Genomic DNA, 21,318 nt, shown 5'->3' with positions numbered 1-21,318 from the left:
CATGGCCCGGTAGGTGTCGACCTTGGTCGACACGGTGGGCGCCAACCAAGGTTGGCGGCTACCGGAGCAGGGGCGGCCCGAGGCCGGGCCTGGGTGCGTGCGGAGGCCGGGGCTGGGCGGTTTTGGTATGCTGGGCAACCGGCTGTGCCGGGCGCAACATCCCCCCTCACTACACGATTCCCGCAGATCCATGAGCGAAGCTACCGATACCCCCCCCGTTGACGAAAACAAGTTGATCGCCGAGCGCCGCGAGAAACTCAAAACGCTGCGTGGGCAGGGCATCGCGTACCCGAACGACTTCCGTCGCGAGGACTTCGCCGGCCGCCTGCAGGAAGAATTCGCCGACGCCGAACAGTGGACCGCCGAGGCCCTGGAAGGCAACGGCCGCCAGGTGAAGATGGCCGGCCGCCTGATGGCCAAGCGCATCATGGGCAAGGCCAGTTTCGCGCAGATCCAGGACGAGTCCGGCCGCATCCAGCTTTTCCTGCAGGGCACGGTGCTGGGCGATGCCTATACCGCCTTCAAGGGCTGGGACGTGGGCGACATCATCGCTGTCGAAGGCGGCCTGACCCGTACCAAGACCGGCGAGCTGTCGGTCAAGGCCGAATCGATCCGCCTGCTGACCAAGTCGCTGCGCCCGCTTCCGGACAAGTGGCATGGCCTGGCCGACGTCGAGCAGCGCTACCGCCAGCGCTATGTCGACCTGATCGTGACCCCGGAGTCGCGCGCGGTGTTCATCAAGCGCTCGAAGATCATCCGCGCCATGCGCGCGTGGCTGGACAACCGCGACTTCCTGGAAGTCGAGACGCCGATGATGCATTACATCCCCGGCGGCGCGGCGGCCAAGCCGTTCACCACCCACCACAACGCGCTGGACCTGGACCTTTACCTGCGCGTGGCGCCGGAGCTGTACCTCAAGCGCCTGACCGTGGGCGGCCTGGAGCGCGTCTACGAGATCAATCGCAACTTCCGCAACGAAGGCGTCAGCACCCGCCACAACCCGGAATTCACCATGATGGAGCTGTACGAGGCCTATGCCACGTACAACGAGATCATGGACCTGACCGAAGGCGTGATCCGTGACGTGGCTACGACCGTCAACGGTGGCACCGAGGTCGAGTGGGACGGCGCGAAGATCGACCTGGGCCCGGCGTTCCGCCGTTGGCGCATGGACGAGGCGGTGCGCCACCACAATCCGGAAATCTCGGCCGCCGATTGCACCGACCGCGATGCCCTGCTGCGCCATTGCGAGCGTTTGAAGATCCGCGTCAAGCCGTCCTACGGCTGGGGCAAGCTGCTGCTGGAGATCTTCGAAGCCACTGTCGAGCACACCCTGATCCAGCCGACCTTCATCACCGACCACCCGGTGGAGGTCTCGCCACTGGCCCGTGCCAACGACAACGATCCGGGCTACACCGACCGCTTCGAGCTGTTCGTCAACGGCAAGGAGCTGGCCAACGGCTTCTCCGAGCTGAACGACCCGGAAGACCAGGCCCAGCGCTTCCAGGCCCAGGTGGCGGCGAAGGAAGGTGGCGATGACGAGGCCATGCACTACGACGCCGACTACATCCGTGCGTTGGAGTACGGCATGGCCCCGACCGGCGGCCTCGGCATCGGTGTCGATCGCCTGGTGATGCTGCTGACCGGCAGCAGCTCGATCCGTGACGTGCTGCTGTTCCCGTACATGCGTCCGGAGCAGTAAGTCGTCTTTTTGACTCCTGTTTGTGCGCGCCGTCGCGAAATGAGACGGCGCGATTGACGCCTCCCGCACTCGGCGTATCGTTAATGCACTACCTTGACGTCTGTTGTGGCTTGATCGGCGCCAGGGGGAGTGCGCACTGTGGAGAGTCCGCTTCACAATGTGATGACGATCATGAACCGGGACGCATGACACGGGAGTCAGGCCGATGCAGGGTGCGAGCGTTCGCAGCGGCAGGGTATCCTCGCCTGCTGATGATCCAGCATGGTCGAGAAACCAGGCAGAGTACGCGTTGAACATCGTCATTGTTGACGACCAGACGTCCGCGCGGACGATGCTGCGTCACGTCATCGAAGATATCGCGCCGGAACTGAGCGTGTATGACTTCGGTGATCCGTTGACCGCATTGGCCTGGTGCGAGGCGCATCCGGTCGACCTGCTGCTGCTCGATTACCGCATGCCGGAGATGGACGGGCTGGAATTCGCCCGTCGTTTCCGCCGCCTGCCCAAGCACCGCGACATTCCGGTGATCCTGATTACCGTGGTCGGCGACGAGCCGATCCGGCAGGCCGCGCTGGAAGCGGGCGTCATCGACTTCCTGGTCAAGCCGATCCGCCCGCGCGAACTGCGTGCGCGCTGCTACAACCTGCTGCAGCTGCGCCAGCAGACCGAGAACGTGAAGCAACGCGCCTTGTCGCTGGAGCAGCGGTTGCTGGCCAGCATGCACGAGGTCGAAGAGCGTGAGCGCGAGACCCTGTCGCGATTGGCTCGCGCGATCGAGTTCCGTGATGCCGGCACCAGTGCCTACCTGGAGCGCATGGCGCGTGTGGCCGGGCTGATTGCCGAGCAGCTGGGCCTGCCCGAAGACGACGTGCGCCTGATCGAGATGGCCGCGCCCCTGCATGACATGGGCAAGATCGCTATTCCCGATGCGGTGCTGCTCAAGCAGGGCAAGCTCAACGACGAAGAACTGGCGATCATGCGGCGGCACCCGCGCATCGGCCATGAGCTGCTCAGCGGCAGCCAGAACCGCTTCATCCAGGTTGGTGCGCTGATCGCGCTGCGTCACCACGAGCGGTATGACGGCAGCGGCTATCCTGATGGCCTGGTCGGCGAGGCGATTCCGCTGGAAGCGCGCATCGTCGCAGTTGCCGACGTTTTTGATGCCCTGATTTCGCCCCGTCCGTACAAGGAAGCATGGACCATGGAAGCCACACTGGCCTATCTGTACGCCCAGCGTGGCCGACTGTTCGACCCGCGCTGCGTGGATGCGCTGATGCGCGGTCACCAGCAGTTGATGGATATCTGCGCCCAGCACTCGACGGCATCGACGCGACCGGGTGGGTGACATGCAGGACCTGTTCGCACGCGTGAAGCGCCGGTTGGCGCAGCGTCCGGATTCGGAGCATGGCCAGGCGATCGTGCGGGTGGCGCTGATCTCGCTGATCCTGGTCTATGTGCTGCTGTCCGGTGCGCGCCTGCACCGTCTGGAGCAGTACCAGGGCGTGCTGGCGACGGTACTGACCGGGTTGGGGCTTTCGCTGCTGCTGTTCGGTTGGCTGCTGTGGAAGCCTGAGCGCTCCGATCCGCGCCGGGTTGCCGGGATGCTGGCCGATTACGGCTTGATCGCCATCGGCATGATCCAGATGGGCGAACCGCTGGCCTGGGTGTACGCGGTGGTGATGTGGGTCACGGTGGGCAACGGCCTGCGCTTCGGGCCGCGTTACCTGGCCGCTGCCATCGTGCTGGCGATGGTCAGTTTCGGCACCACCGTGCTGTTGACCCCTTACTGGCAGGCCAACCTGGGCCTGGCCATTTCCCTGTGGTTGGGGTTGCTGGCAGTACCGTTGTGCTGCTCCTCCCTGCTGCGCAGAAGGATGCGACATCCGACCATGGATACGACCCCCGCCCCTGCCTCTCCCAACCGTTCGTTGCTGGCCCGCTTCAAGCAGCGCCTGTCCGGGCGCGAGGACAGCGAGCACGCGCAGAACCTGATCCGCATCATCATCACGGCGCTGTTCATCAGCTACCTCGGCTGGCGCTCGCTGAGCGGCGGCGGTGAGGCGTTGACCGCGACCTGGTTGATCCTCGCCTTCGAGCTGACCATCTCCGCCGGCCTGCTGACCGCGATCCTGGTCAATCCGGGTGTGTCGCATGTGCGCCGGGTGATCGGCATGCTGACCGACTACACCTGCATGGCCTGGATCATGACCATCCAGGGCGAGCCGGCCGCGCCGCTGTATGCGGTGATGCTGTGGGTGACCATCGGCAACGGCATGCGCTACGGCAGCACCTATCTGCGCGTGGCCACCGCCATGGGCTGCCTGGCGTTCCTGTGTACGGTGATGCTGTCGCCCTACTGGCGTGGGCACGACTATCTGGGCTGGGGCCTGCTGCTGGGCCTGGGCGCGATCCCGCTGTACTTCGATTCGCTGCTGCATGCGCTCACCCGTGCAGTGGCCGAGGCGCGCCAGGCCAACGAAGCCAAGAGCCGCTTCCTGGCCAACATGAGCCATGAGTTCCGCACGCCGTTGAACGGGCTGGCCGGCATGACCGAAGTGCTGGCCACCACCCGCCTGGACGATGAGCAGCGCGAGTGCCTGAACACCATCCAGGCCTCCACCCGCAGCCTGCTGGCGCTGGTGGAGGAGGTGCTGGACATCTCCGCGATCGAGGCGGGCAAGGTGCGGGTGGAGTGGCACGAGTTCGCGCTGGCCGATGTGCTGCAGGCGATCAACCTGATCCTGACCCCGCAGACCCGCTCCAAGTCGCTGGACTACCGCGTGCATGTGGACGACAACGTGCCGCCGCGCCTGCTTGGCGATGCCGGTCATCTGCAGCAGATCCTGCTCAATCTGATGGGCAATGCGGTCAAGTTCACCGACAGCGGCTACGTGCATCTGCGTGTTTCCAGCCTGGACGCAGCGGGCAGCGAGCGGGCGCGCCTGCGTTTCGAGATTGTCGACAGCGGCATCGGCGTGCCGGTGGCGCTGCGCGGCCGGCTGTTCAATGCCTTCGAGCAGGGCGATGTCGGCCTGGCCCGTCGCCATGAGGGAACCGGACTGGGCACCGCCATTGCCAAGGGCCTGGTCGAATCGATGGGCGGGCAGGTCGGTTATGCGCCGAACAGCCCGCGTGGCAGCGTGTTCTGGGTGGAGATCACGCTGGACGTGGCAGAGACCTCATCAGCCCCGGCGGTTCCGTCCGAGGTGGCTGAAGCCGGCAATGTCATCGCATTTTCCAATCCCTTCCTGCGTCATCGTGCACGGGTGCGCAGCCTGCGGGTGCTGGTGGCCGACGACCATGAAGCCAACCGCATGGTGCTGCAGCGGTTGCTGGAGAAGGCCGGCCACAAGGTCACCTGCGTCAATGGCGGCGCCGAAGTACTCGATGCACTGGAGCAGGCCAGTTACGACGCAGCAATCGTCGATCTGCACATGCCCGGCATGAGTGGACTGGACCTGCTCAAGCAGCTGCGGGTGATGCAGGCCAGCGGCATGCCCTATGTGCCGGTGATGGTCCTCAGTGCCGATGTCACCCCCGATTCGATCCTGCGCTGTGAACAGGCCGGCGCACGCGCCTTCCTGGCCAAGCCGGTAGTGGCAACCCGGTTGCTGGAAGTATTGGCCGATGTTGCTGCCAACACCCGCCCGGAATCCGGCATCCAGTCGGTTCCCGCGCTGCCGGTGGGCGATGGCGTACTTGATACGGCAGTGCTGGATGAACTGGCGTCGCTGGGCATGGGCGACGGCTTCGAGCGCAAATTCATCGACCAGTGCCTGGTGGATGTCGATGCGAGCATGGGCCAGCTGCAGGCCTGCGGTGAAGGCCAGGCCTGGGAGGACTTCCGCGAGCACGCCCACGCCCTGCGCGGGGTGGCGAGCAACCTGGGGCTGGTCCAGGTTGCCGCCTCCAGTGGCGAGATCATGCGCATGGCGGACTGGCAGTTGAAGGGCGAGTGGGTGACCCGCCTCGGTAGTCTTGCCACCGCCCTACGCCTCGGCAGGAATGCACTGGCCGCCCGCAGCGCGGACATCGCGCGCCGTGACGACAGCGAGCGCAGCCCGTCCTGAACCGCCGCGCTGTCAGGCCGGGTCGCCATTGCGCCGGGCCTGTGCCCGCACCAGCCGGTCCATGGTACGCAGGGACTTCTCGCCGAGCTGCATGGCGGTATCCACCCAGATCTCGGTGATCCGCATCATTTCGTGCAGTGGCACCATGCTGGCGATTTCGTTCACCTCGCGCATCGCGGCCCAGGCATGTGGAATCCGCTTGCTGTCCTTGATCACCTGTTCAACGGCGGCAACGCCTTCGCCGACCGGCACCACGATGTCGACCAGCCCCATTTCCTTGAGCTGGCTGGCGGTGTAGAGGTTGCCCTCCAGCATGATCTTCTCGGCCAGGCGCGGGCTGATGCGCTGGCACAGGAAGGAGTAGGCGCCCATGCCGGGGAACAGGTCGAACAGCACCTCCGGCAGGCCCATCAGCACGCCTTCCTCGGCGACGATGGTGTGGCAGCTCAGCGCGGCTTCGAAGCCGCCGCCCAGTGCATTGCCCTGGACCAGGGCGATGCTGTGCGCACGTGCACCGAGCCCGGCATGGAAGGCGTGCACGCCGCGTACGCAGCGCTGGGCATAGTCGAGCAAGCGGGCGCGGTCGCCTTCGCGGATCAGCCGGCAGAACAGCTCGAGGTCGCCACCCAGGTTGAACACGTCACTGTCTGAGGCCAGAACGACATGGGGTGACAGGACGTGCGAGGCGCTGAGGCGGTCGCCCAGTTCGCGCTGGTAGTCGACGATGTCATCGACCAGGCGCGAGGCGAAGCAGGGCCGGCCCGGCTGGTTGACCAGGTTGGCATGCATGTGGATCCAGTAGACATCCCGCTCGGGCTCTTCGGTAATGCGCAGGGTAGGGTGCAGCGAGGGGCGGGTGATGATGGGGCGTACTGCGGACATGGGAGTTCTCCGTGTGACCGTCCGGCCAACCGCAGAGCGGACGGAGAGGAGTGAGGGGAGGCGAGCTGAACGTGCGGCGGCGACTGATTCTATGCACCCGTCGTGAACCGCCCGCAAGCGCTGTGCCGGCCATGTTCCGGTAATAAAAAGACCCCGCCGTTGCCGGCGGGGTCCCTGTTCTGCTCGCTTGCCCGGAAACCCTTACGGGGCGGGCGTATCACGCAGCTCGCGACGGAGAATCTTGCCGACGTTGGTCTTCGGCAGCTCTTTTCGGAATTCTACGATTCTGGGGTGCTTGTAACCGGTCAGGTTTGCCCGCGCATGTTCCTTGACCATTTCCGCAGTCAGGTTCGGGTCCTTCTTCACGATCACCACCTTCACCACCTCGCCGGATTTTTCATCCGGGACACCGACTGCGGCCACTTCCAGCACGCCCGGCATCATTGCGATGACGTCCTCGACCTCGTTCGGGTACACGTTGAAGCCGGACACCAGGATCATGTCCTTCTTGCGGTCGACGATGTAGAAGAAGCCCTGTTCGTCCATCCTGGCCATGTCGCCGGTGTGCAGCCAGCCGTCGGCATCGATGGCGGTGGCGGTTTCTTCCGGGCGCTGCCAGTAACCCTTCATCACCTGCGGGCCCTTGATGCACAGTTCGCCCACTTCACCCAGCGGCAGGATGTTGCCGTTGTCGTCCTTGATGCAGGCATCGGTGGACGGGATCGGCAGGCCGATAGAGCCATTGTATTCGGGCAGGGTGAGCGGGTTGATGCAGGCCGCCGGCGAGGTTTCGGTCAGGCCATAGGCCTCGACCAGGGTCACCCCGGTGGTCTTCTTCCAGCGTTCGGCCACGGCGCGCTGCACCGCCATGCCGCCACCCAGCGTGAACTTGACCGAGGAGAAGTCGATCTCGTCGAAGCCCGGGGTGTTGAGCAGGCCGTTGAACAGCGTGTTGACGCCGGTGATGGCGGTGAAGCGGGTGCCCTTGAGCTCCTTGACGAAGCCCTTCATGTCGCGCGGGTTGGTGATCAGGTGGTTGCAGCCACCGAACTTCATGAAGACCAGGCCGTTCGCGGTCAACGCAAAGATGTGGTACAGCGGCAGGGCGGTGATGATCACTTCCTTGCCCGGCTCGATGCCCGAGGTGGACAGCCACGCCGATGCCTGCTGCATGTTGGCGATCAGGTTGCGGTTGGTCAGCATCGCGCCCTTGGCAACGCCGGTGGTGCCGCCGGTGTACTGCAGGAAGGCGATGTCGTCGTGGTCGATCTCGACCGCCGGAAGCGTGTGCCGGCTGCCCAGCTTGAGCGCCTGCCTGAAGCGGATCGCGCCCTTGATGTGGTAGTTGGGCACCATCTTCTTGACGTACTTCAGCACGAAGTTGACGATCGCGCCCTTGGCGCCGAGCAGGTCGCCAAGGCCGGTGGTGATCACGTGCTTGACCGGTGTGTCGGCGATGACCTGCTCGACGGTGTCGCCGAAGTTGTCGACCACCACCAGCGCGCTGACGCCGGCGTCCACCAGCTGGTGCCTGAGTTCACGCGCGGTGTACAGCGGATTGACGTTGACCACGGTCAGGCCGGCGCGCAGCACGCCGAAGGTGGCCACCGGGTACTGCAGGCAGTTGGGCATCATCAGGGCGACGCGGTCACCCTTCTTGAGCTTGAGCTCACCCAGCAGGTAGGCCGCGAACTGGTTGACCAGCGTATCGGTCTCGCCGTAGGTAATGACCTTGCCGAAGCTGGAGTAGGCGGGGCGGTCGCGGAATTTCGCGACGGAGGCGTCGAAGACCGAGGCTACCGAATGGAATTCGTTGACGTCGATTTCGGCGGGAACGCCTTTCGGATAGCTCTGCAGCCAGGGACGATCCAGACTCATATTCCCCCTCCAGGAATCGTGATGATGGGTGCGGCGCGGACAGTATCCGCCAGAACCGCTCACCGCAGCATACCGTTCCGTAGGGAAAACGCGAAGGGGGCGCGAAGAACGCGCCCCCGGGGCTGCATGAGCGCCCACCAGGGTGGGCATCTACCGGAGATCGGTGTCCGCCGTTTGCGGGCGATTCGCGTCAGCCCTTGCTGCGCACCGGCGCGCCGTTGGCCTTGTAGTACGCAGCCGTGCTGCGCGGCAGCGGGGCGCGGCCACGGATCACATCGGCCAGCTTCTCGGCGATCATGATGGTCGGTGCGTTGAGGTTGCCGGTGACCACCTGCGGCATGATCGAGGCATCGACGATGCGCAGGGCTTCCAGGCCGTGCACGCGGCCCTGCCCGTCAACCACCGCCATCGGATCATCGGCGTGGCCCATCTTGTTCGAGCACGACGGGTGGTAGGCGGTCTCGGCATGCTCGCGCACGAACGCATCGATCTGCGCGTCGGTCTGCAGCGCGCTGCCCGGCGAAATCTCGCGGCCGCTGTACGGTGCCAGCGCCGGCTGCGCGAATATCTCGCGGGTGATCCGGATCGCCGAGCGGAACTCGCGCCAGTCCTGATCGTGCGACATGTAGTTGAACAGGATGCTGGGATCTTCGCGCGGGTCCTTCGAGCGCACGTGGATGCGGCCACGGCTGGGCGAGCGCATCGAGCCGACATGCATCTGGAAGCTGTGCGCCTTGATCGGGTTGGAGCCGTTGTAGTTGATCGCCACCGGCAGGAAGTGATACTGCAGGTTGGGCCAGTCGAACTCGGCATCGCTGCGGATGAAGCCGCCAGCTTCGAACTGGTTGCTGGCGCCGATGCCGGTGCCCAGGAACAGCCATTCGGCGCCGATCGCCGGCTGGTTGTACAGCTTCAGTGCCGGGGCCAGCGAGACCGGCTTCTTGCACTCGTACTGCAGGTACATCTCAAGATGGTCCTGCAGGTTGGCGCCGACGCCGGGCAGGTGGTGCACCAGGTCGATGTCCAGGCCGCGCAGCAGGTCGGCCGGGCCGACGCCGGAGCGCTGCAGGATCTGCGGCGAGGCGATGGCACCGCCGCAGAGCAGCACTTCGCGGCGCGCGGTGGCGCGCTGCGGCTGGTCGTTGTGCAGCCACTGCACGCCCACTGCGCGCTTGCCCGAGAACAGGATGCGGTCGGTCAGCGCGTGGGTGACGATGGTCAGGTTCGGGCGCGGCTTGGCCAGATCCAGGTAGCCACGGGCGGTGCTGGAGCGGCGTCCCTTCGGCGTGACGGTGCGGTCCATCGGGCCGAAGCCTTCCTGCTGGTAGCCGTTGAGGTCGTCGGTGCGCGGGTAACCGGCCTGCACGCCGGCCTCGACCATCGCCGCGAACAGTTCGTTGTTGCCGGCCTTGGGCGTGGTGACGCGCAGCGGGCCGTCGCCGCCGTGGTAGTCGTTCGGGCCGATATCACGGGTTTCGGCCTTGCGGAAGTACGGCAGGCAGTCCAGGTAGGTCCAGTCTTCCAGGCCCGGCATGCCGGCCCAGTTGTCGTAGTCCATCGCGTTGCCGCGGATGTAGCACATGCCGTTGATCAGCGACGAACCGCCCAGGCCCTTGCCACGCCCGCAATCCATCCGGCGGTTGTTCATGAAGGGCTCGGGATCGGTCTTGTACGCCCAGTTGTAGCGCTTGCCCTGCAGCGGGAAGGCCAGTGCGGCGGGCATCTGGGTGCGGAAATCGAGCCGGTAGTCCGGGCCACCGGCTTCCAGCAGAAGCACGCTGACATCGGCATCTTCGGTGAGGCGGGTGGCCAGCACGTTGCCGGCCGAACCGGCGCCGATGATGATGTAGTCGTACTCGTTATGGGTGCTCATGGTTGCTCTCCTGCAGGCCGGGCGCGCTGCATGCAGGCGTCCCGGCGGAATGTCGGATCGGCGCGGTGGCCGGACGATGGGCGGTGCTCAGGGCGCGCCGGTCAGAACACGCTGGCGTAGTCACCCAGCTCGACCTGCACCGACTTGATGCGGGTGTAGTGGCCGAGGGTGGAGATACCGTTCTCGCGGCCAACGCCGGACTGCTTGTAGCCGCCGACCGGCATTTCCGCCGGCGACTCGCCCCAGGTGTTGATCCAGCAGATGCCGGCTTCCAGGCGATGGATGATGCGATGTGCGCGGCTGATGTCCTTGCTGACCACACCTGCGGCCAGGCCGAAGGTGGTGTCGTTGGCGCGACGGATCACTTCGTCCTCATCGTCGTAGGCGAGGATGCTCATCACCGGCCCGAAGATCTCTTCGCGGACAATCGTCATGTCGTCGCGGCAGTCGGAGAACACGGTCGGCAGCACATAGGCGCCCTCGGCCAGGGCACCGTCTGTGGCACGACCGCCGCCGGTCAGCAGGCGCGCGCCTTCGCTCTTGCCGCTTTCGATGAAGCGCAGCACGTTTTCCATGTGCGGGAAGCTGGTCAGCGGGCCGAAGTTGGTCTCGGCGGCCATCGGGTCGCCGATGCGGATGCGCTTGACGCGCTCGACCACCGCGGCTTCGAACGCGGCCAGCATGCTGCGCGGCACGAACACGCGGGTGCCGTTGGTGCAGACCTGGCCGGAGCTGAAGAAGTTGGCCATCACCGCGATGTCGGCGGCCCGGTCCAGATCGGCGTCGTCACAGATCACCAGCGGCGACTTGCCGCCCAGTTCCATCGTCACTTCCTTCAGCGACGAGGACGCGGCGCTGGCCATGACCTTCTTGCCGGTGGCCACGCCGCCGGTGAAGGAGATCTTCTCGATCACCGGGTGCTCGGTCAGCCAGTTGCCGATCTCGCGCCCCGGGCCCTGCACGACGTTGAACACGCCGTCCGGCACGCCGGCTTCGGAGTAGATCTCGGCCAGCTTGATCGCGGTCAGCGGGGTCACTTCGGACGGCTTGAACACCATTGCATTGCCGGCGGCCAGGGCCGGGGCCGACTTCCACATGGCGATCTGGATCGGGTAGTTCCAGGCGCCGATGCCGGCGACCACGCCCAGAGGCTCGCGGCGGGTATAGAAGAAGCTCGATTCGCGCAGCGGCAGCTGGATGCCTTCGATGGCGGTGGCCAGGCCGGCGTAGTACTCCAGCACGTCGGCACCGGTGACGATGTCCACGGTGGTGGTTTCGGCCAGCGCCTTGCCGGTGTCAAGGGTTTCCAGATGGGCCAGCTCGTCGTTGCGCTCGCGCAGGATCTCGACGGCGCGGCGCAGGATGCGCGAACGCTCCATGGCGGTCATCGCCGCCCACACCTTCTGGCCTTCGGCCGCGCTCTGCACGGCGCGCTCGACGTCAGCCTGGCTGGCGACCTGCACTTCAGCGATCGCTTCACCGGTGGCCGGGTTGACGGTCCTGAAGGTCTTGCCGCTGGTGGCATCGACGCGCTGGCCGTGGATGTAGAGCTGTTGGACGGGCAGGGTGGTCATGGGGCGTACTCCTTGGAAGGGGGCGGGTGCTGCAACGCTTATAGCGCGGCAGCCTGCAACTGGAAGTCGATGTAGCCGTAAGCGATGCGCCGGGACTTCTCGGCATTGAACTGGCCGCCGACCAGGCTGCCGCGCAGCCACAGACCGTCGATCATCGCGGCCAGGCCACGGGCGGCCAGGCGGGCCTGCGGGTGGGGCAGCAGGCGGTTGAACTGGTGGCACAGGTTGGAGAACAGGCGCTGGTCGTTGGCGCGCTGCAGCCGGGCCAGTTCCGGCTGGTGCATGCTGGCGGCCCAGAAGGTCAGCCAGACGCGCATCGCGGTGCCGTTGATCTGGCTGTCGTCGAAGTTGCCGTCGACGATGGCGCGCAGCTGGTCGCGCGGGTCGTCGCCGACGTCGGCGCGGTAGCGGGCGACCGCCTCCTTCAGTTCGCGCAGGATCTGCCGCATTGCAGCATTGAGCAGGCCGTCCTTGTCGCCGAAGTAGTGGGCGACGATGCCGCTGGACAGCCCGGCCTTCTTCGCGATGGTGGCGACGGTCGCATCGGCCATGCCGATCTCGTCGATGGTCTGGAAAGTGGCCCGGATCAGCTGCTCGCGCCGAACCGGTTCCACGCCTTTCTTCGGCATTGTCTCTCCACGGATTGCGACCCGAAGGATCGGGCTGCCGACCATTATGCTTTTTATTGATTGAACGTTCAATCAATAAACCCTAGGATGCGCTCGCGCCCCACGCCATGGGCCCGGTTTACCGGTCCGGCCCCGCCCATGTGCTCCCTCGGACTTGATGAGACGACCCCATGTCTTCCCTGGCTCATCCCAAGCGTTCGCCCCTGCGCTTGAACCGTTTTGTCTTCTTCAGTTCCTCGGTGTCGATCGGCATCCTCGGGCTGCTCACCGTTCTCTATCCCGAAGGCAGCGAGCACTGGCTGCAATGGGCGCAGGCCGAGGTCTCGGCGGCGTTCGGCTGGTGGTACATGCTGCTGATCGTGCTGTGCCTGGGCTTCGTGCTGTGGCTGGCGTTCTCGCCGTATGGCCGCATCCGCCTCGGCCACAACGAGGAATCGCCGGCCTTCGGCTACGTGGCCTGGGTGTCGATGTTGTTCTCGGCCGGCATCGGCATCGCGCTGCTGTACTACGGCGCCTACGAGCCGCTGGACCATTTCCTCAATCCGCCCGGGCAGCCCGGCGGAACGGTGGCAGCGGGCCGCGAGGCGATGGTGCTGACCTTCCTGCACTGGGGCCTGCACGGCTGGGCGCTGTACGCGCTGGTCGGCGTGGCACTGGGCTATTTCGCCTACCGCCGCGACCTGCCACTGGCGCTGCGCTCGGCGCTGTACCCGATCTTCGGCGAGCGCATCCATGGCCGCATCGGCGACATGGTCGATGGCTTCGGCATCCTTGCCACGCTGATCTCGATGGTGACCAATCTTGGCATCGGCGCGCTGGTGGTGCAGTCCGGCCTGGTCTACCTGTTCCACATTCCGGATACGCCGCAGGTGCTGGTGGCGATTGTGCTGGTGATGATGGCCGTTGCCACCATCGGCGTGGTAGCGGGCGTGGAGAAGGGCATTGCCTGGCTCTCCAACCTCAACGTGCGCCTGCTGTGCGGCCTGCTGCTGTTCGTGCTGGTCACCGGCCCGACCCTGCACCTGTTCGACGGCCTGATCCAGAACACCGGCGATTACCTCGGCGCGTTCGTGCGCAAGAGCTTCGACATGTACCTCAACGACCCCAAGGGCCGTGAGTGGATGGGCTCGTGGACGCTGTTCTACTGGGCCTGGTGGATCGCCTGGGCGCCGTTCGTGGGCCTTTTCGTGGCGCGCATCTCGCGTGGCCGCACCATCCGTGAAGTGATCATGGGCGTACTGTTGATCCCGCTCGGTTTCACCCTGGCCTGGCTGTCGATCTTCGGCAACACGGCTATCGATCTGGTGCTCAATCACGGCCAGGCGGTTATTGGCGAGGTAGCCCAGCACGATGCGGCGATGACGCTGTTCAAGCTGCTTGAGTACCTGCCTGGCGCACCGTACGTGGCCGGTGCCGCGGTGGTGATCGGCTTCGTGCTGTTCCTGACCCCGGTCGATTCGGGCACGCTGATGATCGCCAACCTGTGCACCCGCCGTGTCGATGACGGCGTGGAGGACGGCCACGACGCGCCGATCTGGCTGCGCGTGTTCTGGGCGGTGGGCATCACCGTGGCCAGTGTCGGCCTGCTGCTGGCCGGCAACTTCAGCGCGATGCAGACGGCGGTGGTGCTGTGTGGCCTGCCGTTCTCGTTCATCCTGGCGTTCTACATGTGGGGCCTGCTGAAGGCGCTGCGTACCGACCCGGACGCGCCGCGCCGGTAGGTAGCGCCGGGCCATGCCCGGCGAACGCCAAAGCAAAGGGCCGGATCTGTGAGGATCCGGCCCTTTTGTCTTGTCGCAGCCAGGCATGGCCTGGCTCTACCTACGCAGTACGCTCGATCAACGTGCAGCCAGCTGGCGCAGCACGTATTGCAGCAGGCCACCGTGGCGGAAGTACTCCACTTCCTTCGGGGTCAGCAGCATCACCGAGACTTCGAAGGTCTTCTTGGTGCCGTCGGCCTTGGTCGCGGTGACCGTGGCACGCTTGCTGGCACCGTCCTGCAGGCCGGTGATGTCGATCACTTCCGAACCGTCCAGGCCCAGGCTCTGTGCGTTTTCACCGTTGCGGAACTGCAGCGGCAGCACGCCCATGCCGACCAGGTTGGAGCGGTGGATGCGCTCGAAGCTCTCGGCGATGACCGCCTTCACTCCCAGCAGCAGGGTGCCCTTGGCCGCCCAGTCACGCGACGAGCCGGTGCCGTATTCCTTGCCGGCCAGCACCACCAGCGGCACCTTGTCGGCCTTGTACTTCATGGCCGCATCGTAGATCGCCAGCTTCTCCGGCTGGCCACCGCCGGCGGGGTAGTACAGGGTGTTGCCGCCTTCTTCGCCGCCGAACATCAGGTTCTTGATCCGGATGTTGGCGAAGGTGCCGCGCACCATCACATCATCGTTGCCGCGGCGGCTGCCGTAGCTGTTGAAGTCGGCCGGCTGCACGCCACGCTCCTGCAGGAAGCGTCCGGCGGGGGAATCCTTCTTGATGTTGCCGGCCGGGGAGATGTGGTCGGTGGTGATCGAATCGCCGAACAGGCCCATCACCCGTGCGCCGTGCACATCATCGATGCTGCCGACCTGCATGGTCATGCCGTCGAAGTAGGGCGGATTCTTGATGTAGGTAGATGCATCGCTCCATTCGTACAGGTCACCGTCCGGCGAGGCGATGGTGTTCCAGCGGGTATCGCCCTTGAACACGTCGGCGTAGTTCTGCTTGAACATCTCCGGGCCGACGGTGGCGGCGATGACGTCGCCGATCTCCTTGTTGCTCGGCCAGATGTCGCGCAGGTACACCGGCTGACCATCGCTGCCCGTGCCCAGCGGCTCGGTGGTCAGGTCGATGTCGGTGGTGCCGGCGATGGCGTAGGCCACCACCAGCGGCGGGCTGGCCAGGTAGTTCATCTTCACTTCGGGGTGCACGCGGCCCTCGAAGTTGCGGTTGCCCGACAGCACCGAGGTCACCACCAGGTCGCCACTGGCGATGCCGGCACTGACTTCGGTCGGCAGCGGGCCGGAATTGCCGATGCAGGTGGTGCAGCCATAGCCCACCACGTAGAAGCCGATCTTCTCCAGCTCGGTGAGAACGCCGGCCTTTTCAAGATAGTCGGTGACCACACGCGAGCCTGGGCCGAGCGAGGTCTTGACCCACGGCTTGCGGTCCAGCCCCTTGGCGGCCGCGTTGCGGGCCAGCAGGCCGGCACCGATCATCACCGCCGGGTTGGAGGTGTTGGTGCACGAGGTGATGGCGGCGATGACCACCGCGCCATCCTTCAGCCGCACTTTCCTGCCATCCATCTCGATGTCGGCGTAGCCCTTGGCCAGCTGCTCGTTGCCCACTGCCGCGCCGCCGCCTTCATTGACGAAGGTGGAGACATCCTCGCTGCGCTTGTCGCGGTTGGCGGTCATGCCGACCAGCGCGTCGCGGTAGTTCTTCTGCACGTCTTCCAGCAGCACGCGGTCCTGCGGACGCTTGGGACCGGCCAGCGAGGGCTTCACCGTGCCCATGTCCAGTTCCAGCGTGGTGCTGTACTGCGCATGCGGGCTGTTGGCGTCGTGCCACAGGCCCTGCGCCTTGGCATAGGCTTCGACCAGGGCGATCTGCTCTTCACCGCGGCCGGACAGGCGCAGGTAGGTCAGCGATTCGTTGTCGATCGGGAAGATGCCGCAGGTGGCGCCGTATTCGGGGGCCATGTTGCCGATGGTCGCGCGGTCGGCCAGTGGCAGATGCTGCAGGCCATCACCGTAGAACTCGACGAACTTGCCGACCACGCCGAGCTTGCGCAGCATCTGGGTGACGGTCAGCACCAGGTCGGTGGCGGTGGCGCCCTCGGGCAGCTTGCCGGTCAGCTTGAAGCCGACCACCTGCGGGATCAGCATCGACGAAGGCTGGCCGAGCATTGCGGCCTCGGCTTCGATGCCGCCCACACCCCAGCCGAGCACGCCGATGCCATTGATCATGGTGGTGTGGCTGTCGGTGCCGAACACGGTATCGGGGTAGGCGACCGCCGTGCCGTCCTTGTCCGCGGTCATCACCACGCGGGCCAGGTTCTCCAGGTTCACCTGGTGGACGATGCCAGTGTTGGGCGGCACCACCTTGAAGTTGTCGAAGGCCTTCTGTCCCCAGCGCAGGAAGCCGTAGCGTTCCTGGTTGCGCTGGAATTCGATCTTGCCGTTGAGGTCCAGCGCGTCCGGCTTGCCGAACACATCGACCTGCACCGAGTGGTCGATGACCAGTTCGGAGGGAATCAGCGGATTGATCTGCTCAGGCGAGCCGCCGAGCTTGACCACCGCATCGCGCATCGCGGCCAGGTCGACCACGCAGGGCACGCCGGTGAAGTCCTGCAGGACCACGCGCGCCGGCATGAAGGCGATCTCGGTGTCTGGCTCGGCCGCCGGGTTCCAGCGGGCCACGGCTTCGATGTGGTCCTTGCCGACGGTGATGCCGCCGTCCTCGTGCCGGAGCAGGTTCTCCAGCAGGATCTTCATCGAGTAGGGCAGGTGGGAGATATCGAAGCGCTGGCCCAGCGTGGGCAGGCTGAAGTAGTCGTAGGTCTTGCCGCCGACGTTCAGCTGGCTGCGGGTGGAGAACGAATCGCTCATGCGGGGTAACTCCTTCTTGCGGATGGCTTGCAGTGGCCCGCGCATGGGCGGACCTGCTTGCGGTCGCCGTGGGCCTGACGGCCCCGGTGGTCCCAGTATGAACCCCAGACTGAATGGATTCATCCGGGCCGGGTTCCGGCCTGCGGCATCGGTTCCAGACTACAGGGGAAGGTGTATGGCGTATGTCACGTTTGTGGCCGATCCTTTGCGAGGCAAGGGCTGGCGGGGTGCCGGTCCTGTTCAGGGTGGAAGTATGCCCGGGGAAGTATGTATAATTTGTGCATACTCTGGAGGGCCTACCGATGGAAGCCACTGTTGCAGAACGCGGACAGATCACCCTTCCCAAGGCGGTGCGTGATGCCCTCGGCCTGACCAAGGGCACGCTGCTGAAGGTCGAACTGGACGGCAGCCGCATCATCCTGCGCAAGAGTGTTGACGATGCCATTTCACGGGCGCGCGGCAAGTTCGCGCTGGACGGCTTCGAATCGTCCGACGCGGCCGTACGCGCGGTGCGTGACGAGGAATAAGTCGTGATGATCGCCGTCGATTCACCGGTGCTGGTCGAGCTGCTCAGCAATGGTCCGCAGGCCGATGCCGTGGAAGCCATCCTCAGGCAGAGCCTGGTCGGCGGCCGTGTGGTGGTCTGCGGCGCGACCCTGGCCGAGGTCTGCGCATCGCTGCGTGGCGGCGCCGAGGTGCTCGAAGCGCTGGAAGAAATGGGCGTGCACTTCAACCCGATGGAAGCCAAGTCGGCGCTGCGCGCCGGCGAGATGCACCGTCGCCACCGCCAGCGCAGCGGCAGCCGCCGCAGCCTGGATGAATTCATGGTCGGCGCCCACGCACTGTTGCAGTGCGACGGCCTGATCACCTGGAACGATACGTTTTACCGCGACTACTTCAAGGGCCTGAAGCTGATCGTGCCGCAAGCCTGAGCCCACTTTTTTTCAACCTACGCATTACCCGGGAGTTGTCATGTTGGAAGCCTACCGCCACCACGTCGCCGAGCGCGCTGCGCTTGGCATCCCGCCGCTGCCGCTGAGCGCGCAGCAGACGGCCGATGTCATCGAACTGCTGAAGAACCCGCCGCAGGGCGAGGCCGAGTTCCTGCTCGACCTGCTGACCCACCGCGTGCCGGCCGGCGTCGATGACGCGGCCAAGGTCAAGGCCTCGTACCTGGCGGCGATCGCACTGGGCAGCGAGCAGAACCCGCTGATCAGCCGTGAGCGCGCCACCGAACTGCTGGGCACCATGCTCGGCGGCTACAACGTTGCGCCGCTGGTGCAGCTGTTGGACGACGCCAGCGTCGGCACCATCGCCGCCAACGGCCTGAAGAAGACCCTGCTGGTGTTCGATGCGTTCCATGACGTGCAGGAAAAGGCCAAGGCCGGCAATGCCAACGCCCAGTCCGTGCTGCAGAGCTGGGCCGATGCCGAGTGGTTCACCAGCAACCCGGAAGTGCCGCAGAGCCTGACCGTCACCGTGTTCAAGGTGCCAGGCGAGACCAACACCGACGACCTGTCGCCGGCACCGGACGCGACCACCCGCCCGGACATTCCGATGCACGCCCTGGCGATGCTGAAGAACAAGCGCGACGATGCGCCGTTCACCCCGGAAGAAGACGGCAAGCGCGGCCCGATCCAGCAGATCCTGTCGCTGAAGGACAAGGGCCACCTGGTTGCCTACGTCGGCGACGTGGTCGGCACCGGTTCCTCGCGCAAGTCGGCTACCAACAGCGTGCTGTGGTGGACCGGCGATGACATTCCGTTCATCCCGAACAAGCGCGCCGGTGGCGTCTGCCTGGGTTCGAAGATCGCTCCGATCTTCTACAACACCATGGAAGATGCCGGCGCACTGCCGATCGAGCTGGACGTGTCGAAGATGGAGCACGGCGATGTGGTCGAGCTGCGTCCGTACGAAGGCAAGGCGCTGAAGAACGGTGAAGTGATCGCCGAGTTCCAGGTCAAGTCCGAAGTGCTGTTCGACGAAGTGCGTGCCGGTGGCCGCATTCCGCTGATCATCGGTCGCGGCCTGACCGGTAAGGCGCGCGAGGCGCTGGGCCTGGCCCCGACCGACCTGTTCCGCCTGCCGGTGCAGCCGGTCGACACCGGCAAGGGCTTCTCGCTGGCGCAGAAGATGGTCGGCCGCGCCTGTGGCCTGCCGGAAGGCCAGGGCATGCGCCCGGGCACCTACTGCGAACCGAAGATGACCTCGGTCGGTTCGCAGGACACCACCGGCCCGATGACCCGCGACGAGCTGAAGGACCTGGCCTGCCTGGGCTTCTCGGCCGACCTGGTGATGCAGTCGTTCTGCCACACCGCTGCGTACCCGAAGCCGGTGGACGTGAAGACCCACCACACCCTGCCGGAGTTCATCTCCACCCGTGGCGGCGTCTCGCTGCGTCCGGGCGACGGCGTGATCCACAGCTGGCTCAACCGCATGCTGCTGCCGGATACCGTCGGTACCGGTGGTGACTCGCACACCCGTTTCCCGGTGGGCATTTCGTTCCCGGCCGGTTCGGGCCTGGTGGCCTTCGCCGCTGCCACCGGCGTGATGCCGCTGGACATGCCGGAATCGGTGCTGGTGCGCTTCAAGGGCAAGATGCAGCCGGGCGTGACCCTGCGTGATTTGGTCAACGCGATCCCGCTGTACGCAATCAAGTCGGGCCTGCTGACTGTGGCCAAGGCTGGCAAGAAGAACATCTTCTCCGGCCGCATCCTGGAAATCGAAGGCCTGCCGGAACTGAAGGTCGAGCAGGCGTTCGAGCTGTCCGACGCTTCGGCCGAGCGTTCGGCTGCCGGTTGCTCGGTGCGCCTGAACAAGGAACCGATCATCGAGTACCTGACCAGCAACATCACCCTGCTGAAGTGGATGATTGCCGAGGGTTACCAGGATCCGCGCTCGCTGCAGCGCCGTATCGAGAAGATGGAAGCGTGGCTGGCCAACCCGGAGCTGCTGGAGCCGGATGCGGACGCCGAATACGCCGCCGTCATCGAGATCGACCTGGCCGATATCCACGAGCCGATCGTGGCCTGCCCGAACGACCCGGACGACGTGAAGACCCTGTCCGAAGTCGCTGGCGCCAAGATCGACGAAGTGTTCATCGGTTCGTGCATGACCAACATCGGTCACTTCCGTGCGGCTGCGAAGCTGCTGGAAGGCAAGCGTGACCTGCCGACCCGCCTGTGGGTGGCCCCGCCGACCAAGATGGATGCGTCCGAGCTGACCAAGGAAGGCGTGTACGGCACCTTCGGCGCGACCGGCGCACGCATGGAAATGCCGGGCTGCTCGCTGTGCATGGGCAACCAGGCGCAGATCCGCGAAGGCTCCACCGCGATGTCGACCTCGACCCGCAACTTCCCGAACCGCCTGGGCCGCAACACCAACGTGTACCTGGGTTCGGCCGAACTGGCCGCGATCTGCTCGCGTCTGGGCCGCATCCCGACCAAGGAAGAGTACATGGCCGATGTGGGCGTGATCGCCGCCAGCGGCGCGGAGATCTACCGCTACATGAACTTCGACCAGATCGAGGAATACCAGGACGTGGCCAACACGGTCGCTGCCTGAGGGTAGTGCCGGCCGCTGGCCGGCATCCCGTTGAAACGAAGAACCCCCGGTGAGAGCCGGGGGTTTTTGTCTGCTGCTTCCGCTATTGCACGGTCCAGTCTGCGTTGCCCTGCAACCGACGGCCGCCGATCAGCACGTTGCCGCGCTTACCGGAGACATCCATCTCGAACCAGGGCAGTCCATCACGGTCAAGTGGACGCACGTAGGCCTGGCGCTTTGCACGGTTGAATTCGATGTAGTAGCGGCGATGCACGTTGGGGTACGGCGGGATCGACGCGCCTTTCCAGCTGACGCTTACCGCGCCGGGGTCTTCGCGACCCACCAGCATCAGCATGAAGAACACATCACCCTGCTTGGCCTCGAAGTAGAACAGATCGCCACTGGCGCTGGCGGGTGCCAGTGGCAATGAAAGCAGTACGGCCGCCAGGGCGGCCTTCCATATGCCTTTGATCATGTGCAGCATTCCTTGTGCAATACCGCTATCAAAGCACACATGTGGGTAGCGCGTTGAAACGAAGAACCCCGGTGAAAGCCGGCGCTTTTTTTGTTGCCTG

General features: G+C 65.4%; 14 protein-coding genes. 7 read left to right on the top strand and 7 right to left on the bottom strand.

All coding sequences use genetic code 11. The features are described from left to right. The first annotated feature begins 190 nt into the window (after positions 1–190). The 3 genes from lysS (at position 191) to V9K93_RS10220 (ending at position 5,772) form a co-directional block, all read left to right on the top strand. Entirely contained in the window at positions 191–1,702 is a 1,512-nt protein-coding gene (lysS, locus tag V9K93_RS10230) for a lysine--tRNA ligase (protein ID WP_136639729.1), read from the top strand. Between the two features lie 205 nt (positions 1,703–1,907). Next, complete coding sequence (gene rpfG, locus V9K93_RS10225; protein ID WP_006364528.1) at positions 1,908–3,047, top strand: cyclic di-GMP phosphodiesterase response regulator RpfG; 1,140 nt, start codon at positions 1,908–1,910, stop codon at positions 3,045–3,047. Between the two features lies 1 nt (position 3,048). Further along, positions 3,049–5,772, top strand: coding sequence for a response regulator (locus V9K93_RS10220; RefSeq protein ID WP_337302511.1), 2,724 nt, complete (start codon positions 3,049–3,051; stop codon positions 5,770–5,772). Between the two features lie 12 nt (positions 5,773–5,784). On the opposite strand, the gene rpfF is transcribed toward V9K93_RS10220, so the two are convergent. From rpfF to betI, 5 genes are all read right to left on the bottom strand, one after another. Then, positions 5,785–6,654, bottom strand: a complete 870-nt coding sequence (gene rpfF, locus V9K93_RS10215; RefSeq protein ID WP_106467930.1) for a diffusible signal factor synthase RpfF — start codon at positions 6,652–6,654, stop codon at positions 5,785–5,787. Between the two features lie 201 nt (positions 6,655–6,855). Continuing rightward, the gene (gene rpfB / locus V9K93_RS10210; protein WP_253079622.1) at positions 6,856–8,532 is read right to left on the bottom strand and encodes a fatty acyl-CoA ligase RpfB; all 1,677 of its coding nucleotides are present in this window, start codon (positions 8,530–8,532) and stop codon (positions 6,856–6,858) included. A 190-nt stretch (positions 8,533–8,722) separates the two neighbouring features. After that, the gene (gene betA, locus V9K93_RS10205; protein WP_337302510.1) at positions 8,723–10,405 is read right to left on the bottom strand and encodes a choline dehydrogenase; all 1,683 of its coding nucleotides are present in this window, start codon (positions 10,403–10,405) and stop codon (positions 8,723–8,725) included. Positions 10,406–10,506: 101 nt separating this feature from the next. Then, complete coding sequence (gene betB / locus V9K93_RS10200; protein ID WP_337302509.1) at positions 10,507–11,979, bottom strand: betaine-aldehyde dehydrogenase; 1,473 nt, start codon at positions 11,977–11,979, stop codon at positions 10,507–10,509. Between the two features lie 38 nt (positions 11,980–12,017). Next, entirely contained in the window at positions 12,018–12,608 is a 591-nt protein-coding gene (gene betI, locus V9K93_RS10195) for a transcriptional regulator BetI (RefSeq protein ID WP_136639724.1), read from the bottom strand. Between the two features lie 170 nt (positions 12,609–12,778). On the opposite strand from betI, the gene V9K93_RS10190 reads away from it, so the two are divergent. Then, complete coding sequence (locus V9K93_RS10190) at positions 12,779–14,329, top strand: BCCT family transporter (protein WP_337302508.1); 1,551 nt, start codon at positions 12,779–12,781, stop codon at positions 14,327–14,329. A gap of 117 nt (positions 14,330–14,446) precedes the next feature. Here V9K93_RS10190 and acnA read toward each other — a convergent pair whose 3' ends face one another. After that, positions 14,447–17,200: an aconitate hydratase AcnA gene (acnA, locus tag V9K93_RS10185; protein WP_337302507.1), complete on the bottom strand. Its 2,754-nt coding sequence runs from the start codon at positions 17,198–17,200 to the stop codon at positions 14,447–14,449. A 302-nt stretch (positions 17,201–17,502) separates the two neighbouring features. Here acnA and V9K93_RS10180 point away from each other — a divergent pair, with 302 nt between their 5' ends. Genes V9K93_RS10180 through acnB form a run of 3 tightly spaced genes read left to right on the top strand, consistent with a single transcriptional unit; the run spans position 17,503 to position 20,764 of the window. Next, positions 17,503–17,727, top strand: coding sequence for an AbrB/MazE/SpoVT family DNA-binding domain-containing protein (locus V9K93_RS10180; RefSeq protein ID WP_005409505.1), 225 nt, complete (start codon positions 17,503–17,505; stop codon positions 17,725–17,727). 6 nt (positions 17,728–17,733) lie between these two features. Then, positions 17,734–18,132, top strand: coding sequence for a type II toxin-antitoxin system VapC family toxin (locus tag V9K93_RS10175; RefSeq protein WP_008267153.1), 399 nt, complete (start codon positions 17,734–17,736; stop codon positions 18,130–18,132). Positions 18,133–18,172: 40 nt separating this feature from the next. Continuing rightward, positions 18,173–20,764, top strand: a complete 2,592-nt coding sequence (gene acnB, locus V9K93_RS10170; protein WP_337302506.1) for a bifunctional aconitate hydratase 2/2-methylisocitrate dehydratase — start codon at positions 18,173–18,175, stop codon at positions 20,762–20,764. Positions 20,765–20,846: 82 nt separating this feature from the next. Here acnB and V9K93_RS10165 read toward each other — a convergent pair whose 3' ends face one another. After that, positions 20,847–21,218 (bottom strand): hypothetical protein, encoded by a 372-nt coding sequence (locus V9K93_RS10165; RefSeq protein ID WP_043398942.1) that lies wholly within the window; start codon positions 21,216–21,218, stop codon positions 20,847–20,849. Positions 21,219–21,318 lie beyond the last annotated feature (100 nt).

The sequence above is a fragment of the Stenotrophomonas sp. CCNWLW162 genome, from assembly GCF_037203745.1.
Lineage (GTDB): Bacteria > Pseudomonadota > Gammaproteobacteria > Xanthomonadales > Xanthomonadaceae > Stenotrophomonas > Stenotrophomonas maltophilia_AQ.
Note: the sequence above shows the minus strand (reverse complement) of the source record. Positions and strands in the feature narration are given on the sequence as shown.

What these genes read in the sequence shown, in the direction of transcription:
- lysS (WP_136639729.1), top strand. Translation starts at nt 191, where the DNA reads ATGAGCGAAGCTACCGATACCCCCCCCGTTGACGAAAACAAGTTGATC.
- rpfG (WP_006364528.1), top strand. Translation starts at nt 1,908, where the DNA reads ATGCAGGGTGCGAGCGTTCGCAGCGGCAGGGTATCCTCGCCTGCTGAT.
- V9K93_RS10220 (WP_337302511.1), top strand. Translation starts at nt 3,049, where the DNA reads ATGCAGGACCTGTTCGCACGCGTGAAGCGCCGGTTGGCGCAGCGTCCG.
- rpfF (WP_106467930.1), bottom strand. Translation starts at nt 6,654, where the DNA reads ATGTCCGCAGTACGCCCCATCATCACCCGCCCCTCGCTGCACCCTACC.
- rpfB (WP_253079622.1), bottom strand. Translation starts at nt 8,532, where the DNA reads ATGAGTCTGGATCGTCCCTGGCTGCAGAGCTATCCGAAAGGCGTTCCC.
- betA (WP_337302510.1), bottom strand. Translation starts at nt 10,405, where the DNA reads ATGAGCACCCATAACGAGTACGACTACATCATCATCGGCGCCGGTTCG.
- betB (WP_337302509.1), bottom strand. Translation starts at nt 11,979, where the DNA reads ATGACCACCCTGCCCGTCCAACAGCTCTACATCCACGGCCAGCGCGTC.
- betI (WP_136639724.1), bottom strand. Translation starts at nt 12,608, where the DNA reads ATGCCGAAGAAAGGCGTGGAACCGGTTCGGCGCGAGCAGCTGATCCGG.
- V9K93_RS10190 (WP_337302508.1), top strand. Translation starts at nt 12,779, where the DNA reads ATGTCTTCCCTGGCTCATCCCAAGCGTTCGCCCCTGCGCTTGAACCGT.
- acnA (WP_337302507.1), bottom strand. Translation starts at nt 17,200, where the DNA reads ATGAGCGATTCGTTCTCCACCCGCAGCCAGCTGAACGTCGGCGGCAAG.
- V9K93_RS10180 (WP_005409505.1), top strand. Translation starts at nt 17,503, where the DNA reads ATGGAAGCCACTGTTGCAGAACGCGGACAGATCACCCTTCCCAAGGCG.
- V9K93_RS10175 (WP_008267153.1), top strand. Translation starts at nt 17,734, where the DNA reads ATGATCGCCGTCGATTCACCGGTGCTGGTCGAGCTGCTCAGCAATGGT.
- acnB (WP_337302506.1), top strand. Translation starts at nt 18,173, where the DNA reads ATGTTGGAAGCCTACCGCCACCACGTCGCCGAGCGCGCTGCGCTTGGC.
- V9K93_RS10165 (WP_043398942.1), bottom strand. Translation starts at nt 21,218, where the DNA reads ATGATCAAAGGCATATGGAAGGCCGCCCTGGCGGCCGTACTGCTTTCA.